This is a genomic window from Priestia iocasae, from assembly GCF_016909075.1.
Taxonomy (GTDB): domain Bacteria; phylum Bacillota; class Bacilli; order Bacillales; family Bacillaceae_H; genus Priestia; species Priestia iocasae.
On sequence record NZ_JAFBFC010000006.1, the window covers coordinates 22192 to 38224 of the forward strand.

General features: G+C 39.3%; 12 protein-coding genes. 11 read left to right on the forward strand and 1 reads right to left on the reverse strand.

The window, feature by feature from the left end; all coding sequences use genetic code 11:
• Window positions 1-12: 12 nt before the first annotated feature.
• The 3 genes from ligA (at window position 13) to pruA (ending at window position 5073) form a co-directional block, all read left to right on the forward strand.
• A complete protein-coding gene (gene ligA / locus JOC83_RS15330; RefSeq protein ID WP_205188263.1) occupies window positions 13-2019 on the forward strand; it encodes an NAD-dependent DNA ligase LigA in 2007 nt (668 codons plus the stop codon).
• Between the two features lie 14 nt (window positions 2020-2033).
• A complete protein-coding gene (locus JOC83_RS15335) occupies window positions 2034-3206 on the forward strand; it encodes a CamS family sex pheromone protein (protein ID WP_205188264.1) in 1173 nt (390 codons plus the stop codon).
• A gap of 319 nt (window positions 3207-3525) precedes the next feature.
• Entirely contained in the window at window positions 3526-5073 is a 1548-nt protein-coding gene (gene pruA / locus JOC83_RS15340) for an L-glutamate gamma-semialdehyde dehydrogenase (RefSeq protein ID WP_205188265.1), read from the forward strand.
• 247 nt (window positions 5074-5320) lie between these two features.
• Here pruA and JOC83_RS15345 read toward each other — a convergent pair whose 3' ends face one another.
• The gene (locus JOC83_RS15345) at window positions 5321-5794 is read right to left on the reverse strand and encodes a DUF3920 family protein (RefSeq protein ID WP_205188266.1); all 474 of its coding nucleotides are present in this window, start codon (window positions 5792-5794) and stop codon (window positions 5321-5323) included.
• Window positions 5795-6151: 357 nt separating this feature from the next.
• On the opposite strand from JOC83_RS15345, the gene putP reads away from it, so the two are divergent.
• From putP to JOC83_RS15385, 8 genes are all read left to right on the forward strand, one after another.
• Window positions 6152-7636, forward strand: a complete 1485-nt coding sequence (gene putP / locus JOC83_RS15350; protein WP_205188446.1) for a sodium/proline symporter PutP — start codon at window positions 6152-6154, stop codon at window positions 7634-7636.
• A gap of 141 nt (window positions 7637-7777) precedes the next feature.
• On the forward strand, window positions 7778-8068 hold the full coding sequence (gene gatC / locus JOC83_RS15355) for an Asp-tRNA(Asn)/Glu-tRNA(Gln) amidotransferase subunit GatC (protein WP_205188267.1): 291 nt from the start codon (window positions 7778-7780) through the stop codon (window positions 8066-8068).
• A gap of 16 nt (window positions 8069-8084) precedes the next feature.
• Complete coding sequence (gene gatA / locus JOC83_RS15360) at window positions 8085-9542, forward strand: Asp-tRNA(Asn)/Glu-tRNA(Gln) amidotransferase subunit GatA (protein WP_205188268.1); 1458 nt, start codon at window positions 8085-8087, stop codon at window positions 9540-9542.
• Window positions 9543-9556: 14 nt separating this feature from the next.
• Window positions 9557-10987 carry an Asp-tRNA(Asn)/Glu-tRNA(Gln) amidotransferase subunit GatB gene (gene gatB, locus JOC83_RS15365; protein ID WP_205188269.1) on the forward strand — a complete coding sequence of 477 codons (1431 nt, stop codon included), beginning with the start codon at window positions 9557-9559 and terminating at the stop codon, window positions 10985-10987.
• A 467-nt stretch (window positions 10988-11454) separates the two neighbouring features.
• Entirely contained in the window at window positions 11455-12387 is a 933-nt protein-coding gene (locus JOC83_RS15370; protein ID WP_205188270.1) for a diacylglycerol kinase, read from the forward strand.
• Between the two features lie 86 nt (window positions 12388-12473).
• Window positions 12474-13853, forward strand: coding sequence for a 23S rRNA (uracil(1939)-C(5))-methyltransferase RlmD (rlmD, locus tag JOC83_RS15375; protein WP_205188271.1), 1380 nt, complete (start codon window positions 12474-12476; stop codon window positions 13851-13853).
• A gap of 99 nt (window positions 13854-13952) precedes the next feature.
• On the forward strand, window positions 13953-14183 hold the full coding sequence (locus JOC83_RS15380; RefSeq protein ID WP_205188447.1) for an excisionase family DNA-binding protein: 231 nt from the start codon (window positions 13953-13955) through the stop codon (window positions 14181-14183).
• A gap of 126 nt (window positions 14184-14309) precedes the next feature.
• Window positions 14310-16022 (forward strand): methyl-accepting chemotaxis protein, encoded by a 1713-nt coding sequence (locus JOC83_RS15385; RefSeq protein ID WP_205188272.1) that lies wholly within the window; start codon window positions 14310-14312, stop codon window positions 16020-16022.
• Window positions 16023-16033 lie beyond the last annotated feature (11 nt).

Consider the following 16033-nt stretch of genomic DNA (forward strand, 5'->3'; position numbering starts at 1 on the left):
GGAGTTAAAAGGATGGATCTTGAAACAGTTAAATCACGTGTGCATGAATTACAAGAACAGCTTACTCGTTACAATCACGAATATCATGTTCTTGATAACCCAAGTGTTCCTGATGCAGAATACGACCGTCTTATGAAAGAGTTAATTGATTTAGAGACACAATACCCACAGTTTCGTACGGCAGACTCTCCTTCACAGCGTGTAGGAGGAACGATTTTAGATGCGTTCCAAAAAGTAGAGCATCAAACACCGATGTTAAGCTTAGGGAATGCGTTTGATGAGCAAGACTTACGTGATTTTGATCGCCGCATTCGTCAAGCGGTAGGTGAAGATTTTTCGTATGTATGCGAGTTGAAAATCGATGGCTTAGCTGTATCGCTTCGCTACGAGGACGGGTATTTTGTGCAAGGAGCAACACGTGGTGATGGAACAATTGGTGAGGATATTACGGAGAATCTTAAAACCATTCGTGCCATTCCGCTACGTATTAGCGATTCCTTTTCAATTGAAGTACGCGGTGAAGCTTATATGCCGAAGCATTCGTTTGAATCGTTAAATAAAGCAAAAGAAGAGCGTGGAGAAATGCTATTTGCTAATCCTCGTAATGCAGCGGCCGGATCATTGCGTCAGCTTGATCCGAAGATTGCCGCGACTCGTAACCTGTCCATTTATGTGTACGCAATTGCAGATGCAGGAAGCACGGGTGTAGAGTCTCATAGTGAAGGTCTTGATTTACTTGATACGCTTGGGTTCAAAACAAACAAAGAGCGTAGAAAATGTGGAACAATTGAAGATGTGTTAGCCTACATCGAAGAGTGGCAGGTAAAACGTCCAGACTTGTCTTATGATATTGATGGGATTGTGATTAAAGTAGATTCGTTTGAGCAACAAGCAGAGCTTGGCACAACAGTGAAAAGTCCAAGGTGGGCCATTGCTTATAAATTCCCAGCAGAAGAAGTGGTAACGAAGCTACTTGATATTGAGCTAAGTGTAGGGCGTACAGGTGTGGTAACACCGACTGCTATTTTAGAGCCGGTTCAAGTAGCAGGTACTACGGTACAGCGTGCTTCGCTACATAATGAAGACCTCATTCGTGAAAAAGACATCCATATTGGCGATTATGTGGTGATTAAAAAAGCAGGAGATATTATTCCTGAAGTTGTAAATGTCATTGCAGAAAAGCGAACAGGAAAAGAGCAAGAATTTCACATGCCAACACACTGTCCAGAATGTGAAAGTGAATTAGTACGTTTAGAGGGTGAAGTGGCGCTACGCTGTATTAATCCAAGCTGCCCAGCGCAAATTCGAGAAGGACTAATCCACTTTGTATCACGAAATGCAATGAACATTGATGGGTTAGGTGAGAAGGTCATCACCCAATTGTTTAAAGAAGAGCTTATTAAAGATGTAGCTGATCTCTATACGTTAACAAAGGATCAACTTGTTCAACTTGAGCGTATGGGCGAAAAATCAGCAGACAACCTAGTGGCTGCCATTGATAAATCAAAAGAGAATTCGTTAGAAAAGCTTTTATTCGGGCTGGGTATTCGTCATGTTGGGGCTAAAGCAGCAAAAACATTGGCCCAGCACTTTGAGACCATGGACAAGTTAACGAAAGCTACGTATGATGAGTTAGTAGCAATCAATGAGATTGGTGATAAAATGGCAGATGCGATTGTGACGTATTTTTCACAGGATGAAGTCATGACACTGATTGAAGAGCTAGCTGAACATGGTGTTAATATGACTTATAAAGGACCAAAGCTCGTAGCCGCGTCAGACAGCGATTCTTATTTCGCAGGTAAAACCGTTGTGTTAACGGGAAAACTTGAACAACTTTCACGAAATGATGCGAAAGCGCAAGTAGAAGCGTTAGGTGGAAAAGTGACGGGTAGTGTGAGTAAGAAAACCGACCTTGTTGTTGCGGGCGAAGATGCAGGATCAAAGCTCACAAAAGCACAAGAATTAGAAATAGAAGTATGGGACGAAGAAAGATTGCTTCAAGAATTAAATAAATAAGAGGTGTATAGGTGTTGAAAAAAGTGTTTTTGCTTTCTCTTATTGTCGTGTTTATAACCTCGGCATGCGCACCTAGCTTTTCAAAAGAGGAAGAAGTTGTACAACAAACAAATGAAGACTCGGAAAAAGCCATTATTCCAAAGTTCAACATTTCCGATAACTACTACCGTACAATTCTACCTTTTAAGCCGGGAGAGGCAAGGGGATTAGTAGTTGGAAACATGAATAACCGCCTTGATATTCAAGAATTTGAATCAGGGCTCATGCGAATGGCGCAATCTGATTTTTCGCCTGATAAATATTTGTTTCAAGAAGGACAATATTTAGATCGCACAACGATTCGCTCATGGTTAAGTCGTAAGCAAACAGATGCACAGTTTGCAGAAACCAAAAAGAAAGATTCAAAAGCGAAAAACGAAGGATTAAACCCTGTTATGTCGGATGAAGGTACGCTAACGGAGCGTAATGAGAAATCCCCACAGTATTTAGGTCATATTCTAGAGCAGAACTACTTAATCAAAGATGGGGAAGACAAAGTACGACTTGGGGGCGTCATGATTGGCTTAGCCATGAATTCTGTTCATTACTACAATCAAGAACAAGGCTATCCACGTGAAGTACCGATTAAGCAAGAAGTTCTTGAAAAAGAAGGAAAAGCCATCGCTGATGAGATTGTAAGCCGGATGCGCAAAATGGATGAGCTTAAGGAAGTGCCAATTACTGTTGCATTATTTAAGCAAATGCCTAAGTCATCCATTACTCCAGGTAACTTCTTTGCGTTAGGAACAGCTGGAAAAGGAGATACAAAGGTTGGGAAATGGGAAGATATTAAGGAAAAGTATTACCTGTTTCCATCTCAAGATGCGACAGCTGATCATCGTGATGATGCAATGAAGTTTAATGAATTTAAAGCACGTATTGAAGATTACTTCCCGAACTTTACGAGTGTGATTGGAAAAGGATTTTATAAAGATGATCAGTTACAGCAACTGTCTGTGGAAATTCCCATTCAATTTTATGGTCGAGGTGAGGTAGTTGGATTTACGCAATATGTAACGGGCTTAATGCTTGATCATTTCCCACCATATATGGAAACGAGAGTGTACATTAATTCGGTTGGCGGGCAAGAGGCTGTCATCATTCGAGAGCAAGATAGTGAAAAGCCATTTGTTCATATTTATGAATAAATAGGGTTAAGCTTACAAGTGTGCTTGCACCTTCAATAGATATTATTCTAAATCGGTTATTACGATAAACCTTATGAAAACAACGGTTTATGTAATAATCGATTTTTTTATGGGGAATGCTTGGTGTTTAGCGCATTGAACAAGAGGAACAAAAAATGGATAATTATAATAGTTAGATTATAAAAATGTTTCTTGGATAATTTTTTTTGATAATTTTTTGCGTAAAAACTAATTTTAATGTTTGAAGAAGTCAGTAAATTCGTTTAAAATAAAAATTGTGAATTGTATACGCTTTAAAAGGGAAAGGGAGGCTTACAACATGGTAATACCTTACAAACATGAACCATTTACAGACTTTTCTACAAAGGAAAATCAAGAGGCTTATCAAGAGGGATTAGCTTTAGTAGAAAGTTATCTTGGACAAGATTATGATTTAGTAATTGGTGGAGAACGCATCTCGACTGAAGATAAAATCGTATCGATTAATCCAGCAAATAAAGAAGAGGTAATCGGTCGTGTATCAAAAGCTAGTCAAGAATTAGCTGAAAAAGCGATGCAAATCGCAGATGAGACGTTCAAGACGTGGCGTAAAGTTAAGCCGGAAGTAAGAGCAGATATCTTATTCCGTGCAGCTGCGATTATTCGTCGTCGTAAGCATGAGTTCTCTGCATTATTGACAAAAGAAGCAGGTAAGCCATGGAATGAAGCGGATGCAGATACAGCAGAAACAATCGACTTCCTTGAGTACTATGCTCGTCAAATGCTAAAAATCAAAGATGGTATGCCAGTTGAAAGTCGTCCTGGTGAATATAATCGATTTAATTACATTCCACTAGGAGTTGGGATTGTTATCTCTCCATGGAATTTCCCATTTGCGATCATGGCTGGTACAACAGTAGCGGCAATCGTAACGGGTAATACAGTGTTATTAAAACCAGCTTCAACAACGCCAATCGTGGCAGCGAAGTTTGTTGAGGTTATGGAAGAAGCAGGTCTTCCAAAAGGGGTATTAAACTTCGTTCCAGGTAGTGGAGCTGAAGTGGGAGACTACTTAGTTGATCATCCACGTACACGTTTCATTTCATTTACAGGGTCTCGTGATGTAGGCGTTCGTATTTATGAGCGTGCATCAAAGGTAAATGAAGGCCAAATTTGGTTAAAGCGTGTCATTGCTGAAATGGGTGGAAAAGATACAATCGTTGTGGATAAAGAGGGCGATTTAGAATTAGCAGCACGTTCAATCGTGGCATCTGCTTTTGGATTCTCTGGTCAAAAATGTTCAGCATGCTCACGTGCAGTCGTTTTAGAAGACGTTTATGATCAAGTACTAGATCGTGTTGTAGAATTAACAAATGAATTAACAATCGGAAACCCAGTGGATCGCTCGAATTACATGGGTCCTGTTATTGATCAAAGCGCGTATAATAAAATTATGGAATACATCGAGATTGGAAAGCAAGAAGGCAAGTTAGTAGCAGGTGGCGAAGGTGATGATTCAAAAGGCTATTTCATCAAGCCAACCGTATTTGCTGACTTAACACCAGATGCGCGTCTTATGAAGGAAGAAATCTTCGGTCCAGTCGTTGCATTTACAAAAGCAAAAGATTTCGATCATGCGATTGAAATTGCAAATGACACAGACTATGGTTTAACAGGTGCTGTAATTACAAACAACCGTGACCATATCGAAAAAGCGCGTGAAGACTTCCATGTAGGAAACTTATATTTCAACCGTGGTTGTACGGGTGCCATTGTTGGCTACCAACCATTTGGTGGATTTAACATGTCAGGTACAGACTCTAAAGCAGGTGGACCAGACTACTTACTTCTTCATATGCAAGCAAAAACAACATCTGAAACACTTTAATTTAAAAAGGAGCTGAGACAAGAGGGATAAAGAACACCCCTGTTTGACTCAGCCGATAGCATCCTTTGTCTCGAAAATCCGAACATCAACGGATAGAGAGGCAAGGGATTTCTGCATGTAAATCTTCTTTTTTTCGCTTTGCCCACGGATGTCCTAGCTTCTTTTTTGCTTTTGAGAGAGTTTGATGAGTTCTCTCCTGATGGAAGGCTCGATGATGACGCACCAAGCTCTTTGAGATTTTCAAGCATTACTGAGCCATTTGGTAATGATGATATTTATATTGTAATAGCTTTTCTTTGGCGAACTGAAAAGCGTCTTTTTCAATTAGACGTTGCTCATATGGCAAATATTTATCAAGTTCAAAGCGAGCTCTAAGTTCTGGAATGTCTTCTTGCATGACGTGACGAAGCTCGTGAAAAATGGTTTCGAGTAAAGGTAGATAGTCATCAAATCGGAAAATAAAGATGATGCCGACTTCTCTCCAATAGATACCGGAAGCATAGCTTAAATACTCCGCTTCTTCTTCTCCTAGCTCACTTACAATCTTATTAGCCTCACATGAATCGCAAAATACAACAGGAATGCGAATGTCTTGATCCATGTATTGAAACACGTCTTCTTTTAACCTCGATAAGTTCCATGCAAACTCTTTATCTACTACATACCAATTGTCCGTTTGTTGATAGATGGTTCGTCTTGTTAATATGTCCTTTATATTCATACGGCTCCTCCTGTATAGGCATCCTTTTGCTTACTAGCAGTTTCGGATTTTTTTGTATTTCCCATACATAAGAACTGATTAAACATGTTTCTTTTTATCCCATTTTATGAACATCTCTATAAATTTTTCTTGAACTTTTCCTCGTTTAGTCGTATCTTATATCCATCCCAATAAAGAGTTATGTTAAGATTCTATATAGTAAGAATATTAAAAAATACATATTTTTATGCATAGTCAAGGGGGGTGATGTGTAATGGGCTTGACGATGCCAACGATGTTGCTTCTTCTCGTCCCTATGCCACTAATCATCGTATTGTGTACCGTATCGGTTATTAGTGAGAGGAGAGGGAACAGATGATGTCAACAGCAACGGTTGTTACATTTAGTATTTATTTAATTGGAATGTTAGGAATTGGTATTTGGTTTTATCGTGTAAATAGTAATCTATCAAGCTATTTACTCGGTGGGAGAAGCTTAGGTCCTGGAGTCGCTGCGCTAAGTGCGGGTGCTTCGGATATGAGTAGCTGGTTGTTGTTAGGGCTACCGGGTGCAGCTTATACAACAGGAATGAATGCGCTATGGATTTGTGTAGGCCTTTCGATTGGTGCTTATTTGAATTGGCAATTCGTTGCTAAGAGATTACGTGCATATACAGAAGTGGCCAACGATTCAATTACAGTGCCGGATTTCTTTGAAAATCGGTTTAGAGACCAATCCAAATTATTGCGTATTATTTCAGCACTTGTTATTTTAGTGTTCTTTACATTCTATTCATCTTCAAGTCTTGTAGGAGGAGCCATTCTATTTCAAGAATCGTTTGGATTTTCTTACAATCTAGCACTAGTGATTGGTGCAGCTATTATTTTATCTTATACATTTTTAGGTGGGTTTTTAGCGGTTAGCTGGACAGACTTTTTTCAAGGTATTTTAATGTTCCTAGCCGTTGTTGTGGTTCCAATTGTAGCCATTGTTGAATTAAATGGTTGGAATGAGATGACCTCTACTTTACAGACGATTAATCCTGATTTGCTTGATGCGTTTCAAGGGACCACTGTTCTTGGTGTGACTTCATTGCTGGCCTGGGGACTTGGTTACTTTGGACAACCTCATATTATTACACGATTTATGGCGATACGTTCTGTAAAAGATGTTCCGGTTGCTCGCTTGATTGGGATGTCTTGGATGATTGTTTCACTACTAGGTGCCGTATTTACAGGTATTACAGGAGCTGCCTACTTCGCAGATGCACCTGTTGATAACCCAGAAAAAGTGTTTATTTTATTTTCGAACATTTTATTCAATCCTTGGGTAGCGGGTATTTTATATGCAGCGATTTTATCAGCCATTATGAGTACCGTTAGTTCACAGTTACTTGTTTCATCTAGTGCATTAGCAGAAGACTTTTATAAAGCGATTCTGCGTAAAAATGCGAGTGAAAAAGAGTTGCTTTGGATTGGACGTTTAGGGGTTATTGTCATTTCAGCTATTGCCGTTGTGCTAGGTATTCAGGCGAATCCAGAGCTCGAAACAGGCTCATCGATTTTAGATCTTGTTTCGTATGCATGGGCAGGGTTTGGAGCGGCGTTTGGTCCAGTGGTGTTATTATCATTGTTTTGGAAACGTATGAACAAACATGGTGCGCTCGCTGGTATGGTAGTTGGAGCTGTAACGGTGGTTGTTTGGAAGCAATTATATCACCTAGGTGGCATTTTCGAGCTGTATGAAATTGTACCAGGCTTTGTGCTTGCTTTTCTTTCAATCGTTATCATTAGTTTGGTGACAAAAGCACCTGAGGAAGCGATTTTACATGAGTTTGATAAAATGGAAGCGGATGTAAAATAGGAGTGTTTTAGCCTTTGCCCTGTCTAGATTGACAGGGTATTTTAATTTTAGATAACTCCTAGTAGAAATGTTGCTTGATGCTACTGTTCTTTGGTATTATCAGTATATTGCAATGGGACGAATACTCGGAGGTGAAAGAATATGTCAAGAATTTCTGTTGATCAAGTAAAACACGTTGCGCATTTAGCAAGATTAGCTGTAACAGAAGAAGAAGCTCAAATGTTTGCAAAGCAACTAGATGCAATTATTACATATGCAGAACAATTAGATGAATTAGATACAACGAATGTAGAGCCAACTTCACACGTATTAAACATGAAAAACGTTATGCGTGAAGACAAGCCAGGTAAAGGTCTTACAATCGAAGAAGTAACAAAGAACGCACCAGACCACAAGGATGGTTATGTTCGTGTACCATCAATTTTAGAGTAAGGAAGGAGGCTTTACGATGTCATTGTTTGATCGAAAAATTTCTGAGCTGCATCAGCTTTTACATAGTAAAGAAATTCGCGTACAAGACCTAGTAGATGAGTCGTACAAGCGTATTAATGAAGTAGATGAGAAGGTAGGCGCATTTTTAGCATTAAACGAAGATAAAGCGCGTGCTTACGCAAAAGAATTAGATGAGGCGTTACAGTCAAAAGATGAGTTTGGCTTGTTATTTGGTATGCCAATTGGTGTGAAAGATAACATCGTAACAAAAGACTTAACAACAACTTGTTCAAGTAAAATTTTAGCAAACTTTGATCCGATTTACGATGCAACGGTTGTGAAGAAGCTTCAAGGTGCAGAAGCCATCACAATCGGTAAGTTAAACATGGATGAATTTGCAATGGGTTCTTCGACTGAAAACTCAGGTTTACAGTTAACACGTAACCCTTGGAATCTTGATCACGTACCAGGTGGATCTAGCGGTGGTTCAGCGGCAGCTGTGGCAGCGGGAGAAGTACCATTCTCATTAGGTTCAGATACAGGTGGTTCCATTCGTCAGCCAGCTGCTTATTGTGGGGTTGTCGGACTAAAACCTACATATGGACGTGTATCACGTTTTGGGTTAGTGGCCTTTGCATCTTCTTTAGATCAAATTGGACCAATTACACGCTCTGTTGAAGACAATGCGTATTTACTTCAAACAATTGCTGGTTTAGATGAAATGGATTCAACATCAGCAAACGTAGAGGTGCCAGATTACGTGTCAGCATTAACGGGCGATGTTAAAGGCTTGAAAATTGGTGTACCTAAAGAGTATTTAGGAGAAGGTGTAGACGAGGAAGTACGTCAATCTGTACTGGATGCGTTAAAAGTATTAGAAGGTCTAGGCGCAACGTGGGAAGAAGTATCGCTTCCGCACTCGAAGTATGCACTAGCAACTTACTACTTACTATCTTCTTCAGAGGCGTCTGCTAACCTTTCACGTTTTGATGGTGTACGTTATGGTTACCGTACGGATAATGCAGAGAACTTAATTGAGATGTATAAGCAAACACGTAGCGAAGGCTTCGGAGATGAAGTGAAACGCCGTATTATGCTTGGTACGTTCTCATTAAGCTCTGGTTACTACGATGCGTATTACAAAAAAGCACAGCAAGTACGTACATTAATCAAAAAAGACTTTGAAGATGTCTTTGAAAAGTACGATGTCATTATTGGACCAACAACACCAACACCAGCGTTCAAGATTGGTGAAAATACAAAAGATCCATTAACGATGTATGCAAATGACATTTTAACAATCCCTGTGAACCTTGCTGGTGTACCAGGTATTTCTGTACCTTGTGGGTTATCAAACGGATTACCATTAGGTCTACAAATCATCGGTAAACACTTTGATGAAAGTACAATTTATCGTGTGGCTCATGCATTTGAACAAGCAACTGAGCATCATAAAGCGAAACCAGCACTGTAAGGGGTGAGATAAAAATGAACTTTGAAACGATTATTGGTCTTGAAGTGCACGTGGAATTGAAGACAGAATCAAAAATTTTCTCGGCTAGTCCAAATGCATTCGGAGCTGATCCAAATACAAATACAAGCGTTATTGATTTAGGTTATCCAGGCGTTCTTCCTGTTTTGAACAAACAAGCGGTTGAGTTTGCGATGAAAGCGGCAATGGCACTAAACTGTGAAATTGCAACGGATACAAAATTTGACCGTAAAAACTATTTTTATCCAGACAATCCAAAGGCATATCAAATCTCTCAGTTTGATAAACCAATTGGAGAAAACGGTTGGATTGAAATCGAAGTAAACGGTAAAACAAAGCGCATCGGTATTAATCGTCTTCACTTAGAAGAAGATGCAGGTAAATTAACGCATACAGGCGATGGGTACTCACTTGTTGACTTTAACCGTCAAGGTACACCGTTAATCGAGATCGTATCAGAAGCAGATATGCGTTCTCCAGAAGAAGCATATGCGTACTTAGAGAAATTAAAGTCAATTATCCAATATACAGGCGTATCTGATTGTAAGATGGAAGAAGGTTCTTTACGTTGTGATGCGAACATCTCTTTACGTCCATATGGACAAGAGAAGTTCGGTACAAAAGCAGAGTTAAAGAACTTAAACTCTTTTAACTATGTACGTCGTGGATTAGAGCATGAAGAAAAAAGACAAGCACAGGTTCTTTTATCTGGTGGAGAAATCCTACAAGAAACACGTCGTTTTGACGAGTCAACAGGTAACACGATTTTAATGCGTGTGAAAGAAGGATCTGACGATTACCGTTACTTCCCAGAGCCTGACTTATTAGCATTACACATCGATAACGAGTGGAAAGAGCGCATTCGTGCTGAAATTCCTGAGCTTCCAGATGCTCGTAAAAAGCGCTACGTAGAAGAGTTAGGATTACCAGCATACGATGCGATGGTTCTAACACTGACGAAAGAAATGTCAGATTTCTTTGAAGCGACAATCCAAAAAGGTGCAGATGTGAAGTTAACGTCTAACTGGTTAATGGGTGAAGTATCAGCTTACTTAAATGCTGAGCAAAAAGAGCTTGAAGATGTTGCGTTAACACCAGAAGGCTTAGCGGGCATGATTAAGCTAATTGAAGCAGGTACGATTTCTTCGAAGATTGCGAAGAAGGTCTTTAAAGAGCTAATTGAAAAAGGTGGAGACGCAGAGAAAATTGTAAAAGACAAAGGTCTTGTTCAAATTTCGGATGAAACGACGTTACGTAAGCTTGTAACAGATGCGCTTGATGCTAATCCTCAATCAATTGAAGACTTTAAAAACGGGAAAGATCGTGCAATTGGCTTCTTAGTAGGTCAAATTATGAAAGCTTCAAAAGGTCAAGCAAATCCACCGATGGTAAATAAAATTTTACTTGAGGAAATAAATAAACGATAATGAAGCATCTATGATAACGGGGTGAAAAAATCCTGGTTGTCATATTCTCCAAAATCCCTTGCCTCTCAAAATCCAGTGAAATAAATGGATAGATAGGCAGGGGATTTTGTTTGAGCATGCAATGTGCTAACGATTTAGGAAATGAGACAAGTGTCATAGTCAATGATGAAGCAGTTTAATTAGGTGATTGTTCTATTTTGTGGTATAATTTTCCTTGTTTATTGATGACAATACGATGACGAATTGATTACGTTTTAAGTTTTAAGTGTAACATCATAGGACGATTATTGTATATTTCTGTTGTTTTCTTTATAATATGTTTTTGTTAGCCCTCTTTAAGTCGTGCTTACTTCGGTTTGAAGGGGGTATTACTATTCAAAAAAAGAAATTAATAAAGATGTTTGAAACAACATAGAGTATACGATACTAACAACTAGTGAAAAATTATCATTATTAGGATGATGAAAATGAAAAGAGCAAGAATTATCTATAATCCGACATCTGGTCGAGAGTTATTTAAAAAACATTTGCCGGACGTTTTACAAAAGCTAGAGCGAGCAGGTTATGAAACATCCTGCCATGCGACGACGTGTGCTGGAGATGCCACTGAAGCGGCTAAGGTGGCTGTTGAACGCCGATTCGATGTGGTCATTGCAGCAGGTGGAGATGGCACGATTAATGAAGTGATCAATGGTATTGCTGGACAAGACTATCGTCCAAAGGTTGGCATTATCCCAGTTGGTACAACAAATGATTTTGCACGTGCAATTAATGTTCCCCGAACAATTGAAGCAGCGTGTGATGTGATTGTAAATGGCATCACAAAGCCAATTGATTTAGGCTGTGTAACCAATGAAGGAAATACGCACTATTTCATCAACATTGCAGGTGGCGGTCGCTTAACTGAGCTAACGTATGAAGTGCCAAGTAAGTTGAAAACGATGCTAGGTCAACTTGCTTACTATTTAAAAGGGATGGAAATTTTACCTTCTATTAAGCCAACATCGGTTGAGATTGAATACGATGGAAAGTTTTTTGATGGTGAAATCATGTTGTTTTTAGTCTCTCTTACAAATTCAGTAGGTGGCTTTGAGAAGTTAGCGCCAGATTCATCGCTGGATGATGGAATGTTTGATTTGATTATTTTAAAGAAAGCAAACTTAGCTGAGTTTATTCGTATTGCTACACTTGCTCTTCGCGGTGAGCATATCAATGACCCACACATTATCTATACGAAAGCAAACCGAGTAAAAGTGAACACAAAGGATAAAATGCAGCTAAATCTAGATGGCGAATTTGGTGGATTATTGCCTGGGGAATTTGTCAATTTATATCGTCATGTGGAGATTTTTGTACCAAAAGAAACAGCAGAATTAATGGAGAAAAATGAGATCGCCTAATCGCGATCTTTTTTATGCATTTTTTTGAAGGAAGATGACAATGTGGTACAATCAGTTCAGTATGTTTAAAAAAAGGATGTAATGAAATGAATATAAAACAACCACCTGTACAAAAGAATGAGTTTGTTGATGTATATATTGAAGATTTAACGCATGATGGAGCTGGTGTAGCGAAAGTGGATGGATTTCCCCTTTTCATACCGAATGCACTACCAGGCGAAACAGCAAAAGTAAAAGTCATCAAAGTAAAAAAAGGATATGGATTTGCTCGTTTAATCGAACGGACGGAGGAGAGTCCATACCGTGTAGAGGCACCCTGTCCAGTTTACCAGCAATGTGGTGGCTGTCAGCTTCAGCATATGAATTATGAAGGGCAGCTTTTATTTAAACAAAAGCAAATGAAAGAAGTAATGGCCCGTATTGGTCAGTTGACAGATGTGCTCGTTCATCCTGTATTAGGGATGGAGGATCCGTGGCGTTACCGCAACAAAGCGCAAGTACCAGTAGCAGAGCGCGAGGGTGGACTTGTTGCTGGTTTTTATCAACAGCGTAGTCATGACATTATCGATATGAATGAATGTCTCATTCAGCAATCAGAAAATGACAAAGTGGTCCAAAAGGTAAAAGGAATTCTTGAGAAGCATGGAGTTCGTGCATACGATGAGGCAAAGCACCGTGGTGCAGTTCGTCACATTATGGCTCGTTATGGACTGGTAACGGGTGAAATTATGGTTGTTATTGTAACGAGAACAGCAGAGCTCCCTCACAAAAATCAGCTTATTGAAGAGATTACAGAAGCAATTCCAGCGGTGAAATCCATTGTGCATAACATTAATTCTAAGAAGACAAATGTCATTTTAGGTGATGAAACAAAGGTCATTTGGGGCGAAGAGTACATCTATGATTACATTGGAGATGTTAAATTTGCAATCTCCGCTAAATCATTTTATCAAGTAAACCCTGAACAAACGAAGGTACTCTATGATAAAGCGCTTGAATATGCCAATTTAACGGGTGAAGAAACCGTGATTGATGCATACTGTGGTATCGGAACAATCTCACTCTTTTTAGCTCAACAGGCGAAGAAGGTGTACGGTGTAGAAATTGTACCAGAAGCGATTGAAGATGCTAAACGCAATGCGGTCTTAAATCATATTGAAAATGCTGAGTTTGCAGTTGGGGAAGCAGAAGTTGTCATTCCAAACTGGTACAAAGAAGGGATTACAGCCGATGTCATGGTTGTGGATCCACCTCGCAAAGGCTGTGATGAAGCGTTGTTAAATACGATTATTGAGATGAAGCCAAAGCGTGTTGTGTATGTGTCGTGTGGCCCAGCAACATTGGCTCGTGACTTAAAAGTGTTAGAAGAAGGGGGCTATCAAACAGTTGAGATTCAACCGGTTGATATGTTCCCGCATACGACGCATTGTGAAGCCGTTGCAAAATTAGTGTTAAAAGAACAGTAATGATTGAGATCCTGACCTTTTAAAGTGGCTAGATGGGTGAGGGATCGTGAATAAGAGTCGTATTGTAAGGCGGCCTTTATGTAGGAAGGGATGAGCGTGATGTATGTAACGCTAAAAGAAGCAGCTGACTATTTATCTTTACCAGAGTCTTACCTTGAAGCGTTGATTCAACAAAAGCAAATTCGGGCTGTGCATGACGGAAACCAATATTTAGTCAATAAAGAGCAGTTTAATACACATCTAGAGCAAGTAGAAAAGTATCGCAAGCTGATTGAAGAAATATTGAATGAGCCAATTCCAGAAGATATCGATGTGAAAGATGAAGATTAACGAGGACACCAAGTGGACATCACTTGGTGTTTTTTTGTTTCATTTGTACTATGTAACTATTTTACCCATACAGTAAAAAAGATAGAAGAATTTCACAAACGTGTATCGTTAGAGGAGGGGATTATCATGAAACGACTACGCAACATGCGGGTGGCATCGAAAATTTTCATCTTAATTATAATATCCGTTTTTTCGCTAGGGACGGTTGGAATGATTGGCTATTTTTACATGAATGACATGGCAAATAATTCAGAAGAAATGTATGAAGACCGTCTTTTGCCAATCATGTGGTTAGGACAAATTCGTATTAATAACCGAGTTAGCGATGCAGAAATATTAGCATCTATCATGACAAAAGATACATCGGTAAGAGACCAGCATATAGCAGAAGCAAAGAAAAGAAAAAATCAGAACAATCAGCTATTTTTACAATATGAGGGCACGTACTTACTGCCCGAAGAAAAAGCGTACATTTTAACCTATAAAGAACAACTAGAGGAACTAACCGCTATTAGAGAGGAAATGACTGAGTTAATTTTATCAGGTAAGGAAGATATGGCATTTGAATTATATGAAACAAAAGCTTCAAAGCTACGAGGTGAAGTGAACACAACGGTTAATGCATTGCAAAAAGTAAATGATGAACGAGCGCAATCTTTATATGAGGAGAGTAAAGCAGATAAAAAAATCGCAACAATCATTTTTATTGCCGTAATTACGGGGACGATTCTATTGTCTATCGTTGCCGGGCTTTTCATTTCTCGAATCATTGTAAGGCCACTAAATGAAATGAAGGACTTGTTGTTAAAAGCGGAGACCGGGGATTTTACAGTAGAGGGCTCTTATCAGTCAAAAGACGAGATAGGGATGGTTGTTGCTTCATTTAATCAAACCATTAAAGGTGTACGAACAATTATGACATCTATTAATGGAATTTCAGAGCTAGTGGCGGCCTCCTCAGAGCAGTTGAGTGCAAGCGTTGAACAAAATAGTACAGCAAGTGAACATATTTCAAAGCTGACACAAGACCTAGCAAACGGTTCAATCCAGCAAGTTCAAAGTGTAGAAGATAGTAAAGACATCTTGAAAGAAATGACTCATCAAACGAAGCAGATTGCTGAGAATGTGAAAAAAGCTTCAGAAAGCTCAACTTTGATGACGGCTACGTCAATTGGTGGAAATGAATCAATTGAAAAGGTAACGATGAAGATGAACGCTATTTACGATAATGTGAAGGGTCTTGAAGGTTCAATCACAGGGTTAAGTAGTAATTTAGATGAGATAGAAGAAGTAAATGAAATGATTACAACGATTGCAGATCAAACCAATTTATTAGCATTAAATGCGACAATTGAAGCGGCTAGAGCAGGTACTCATGGTAAAGGATTTGCAGTAGTGGCAGCAGAAGTACGTAAGCTTGCTGAACAGTCGGCAAAGTCGGCGGAACAGATAAAAAAACTCATTATGACCATTCAGAAAGAAACGACTCAGACAAAAGAATCGATGAGGCTAACGACAAAAGAAGTAAAAGATGGACTTATCGTGGTGGAAGAAGCGGGTACGTCTTTTAGAAGTATTAAAGGTTCAATTGATGACGTGGTTTCGCAATTAAGACACGTGGTGGAGACGGTAGGGGAATTGTCTTCTGGAGCAGGTCAAGTGGATTTGTCTATTCAAGAGGTGAATAAGGTTGCTCTACAAACTGCTTCTAACACACAAAGTGTTTCTGCTACGACCGAAGAACAATTGGCTTCTATGGAAGAAGTTGCGTCGGCGGCGAATGATTTAGCTAAAATGGCTGAAGAGCTACAAAGCTTAATTCTTCATTTTAAAGTGTAATCATAGATAAT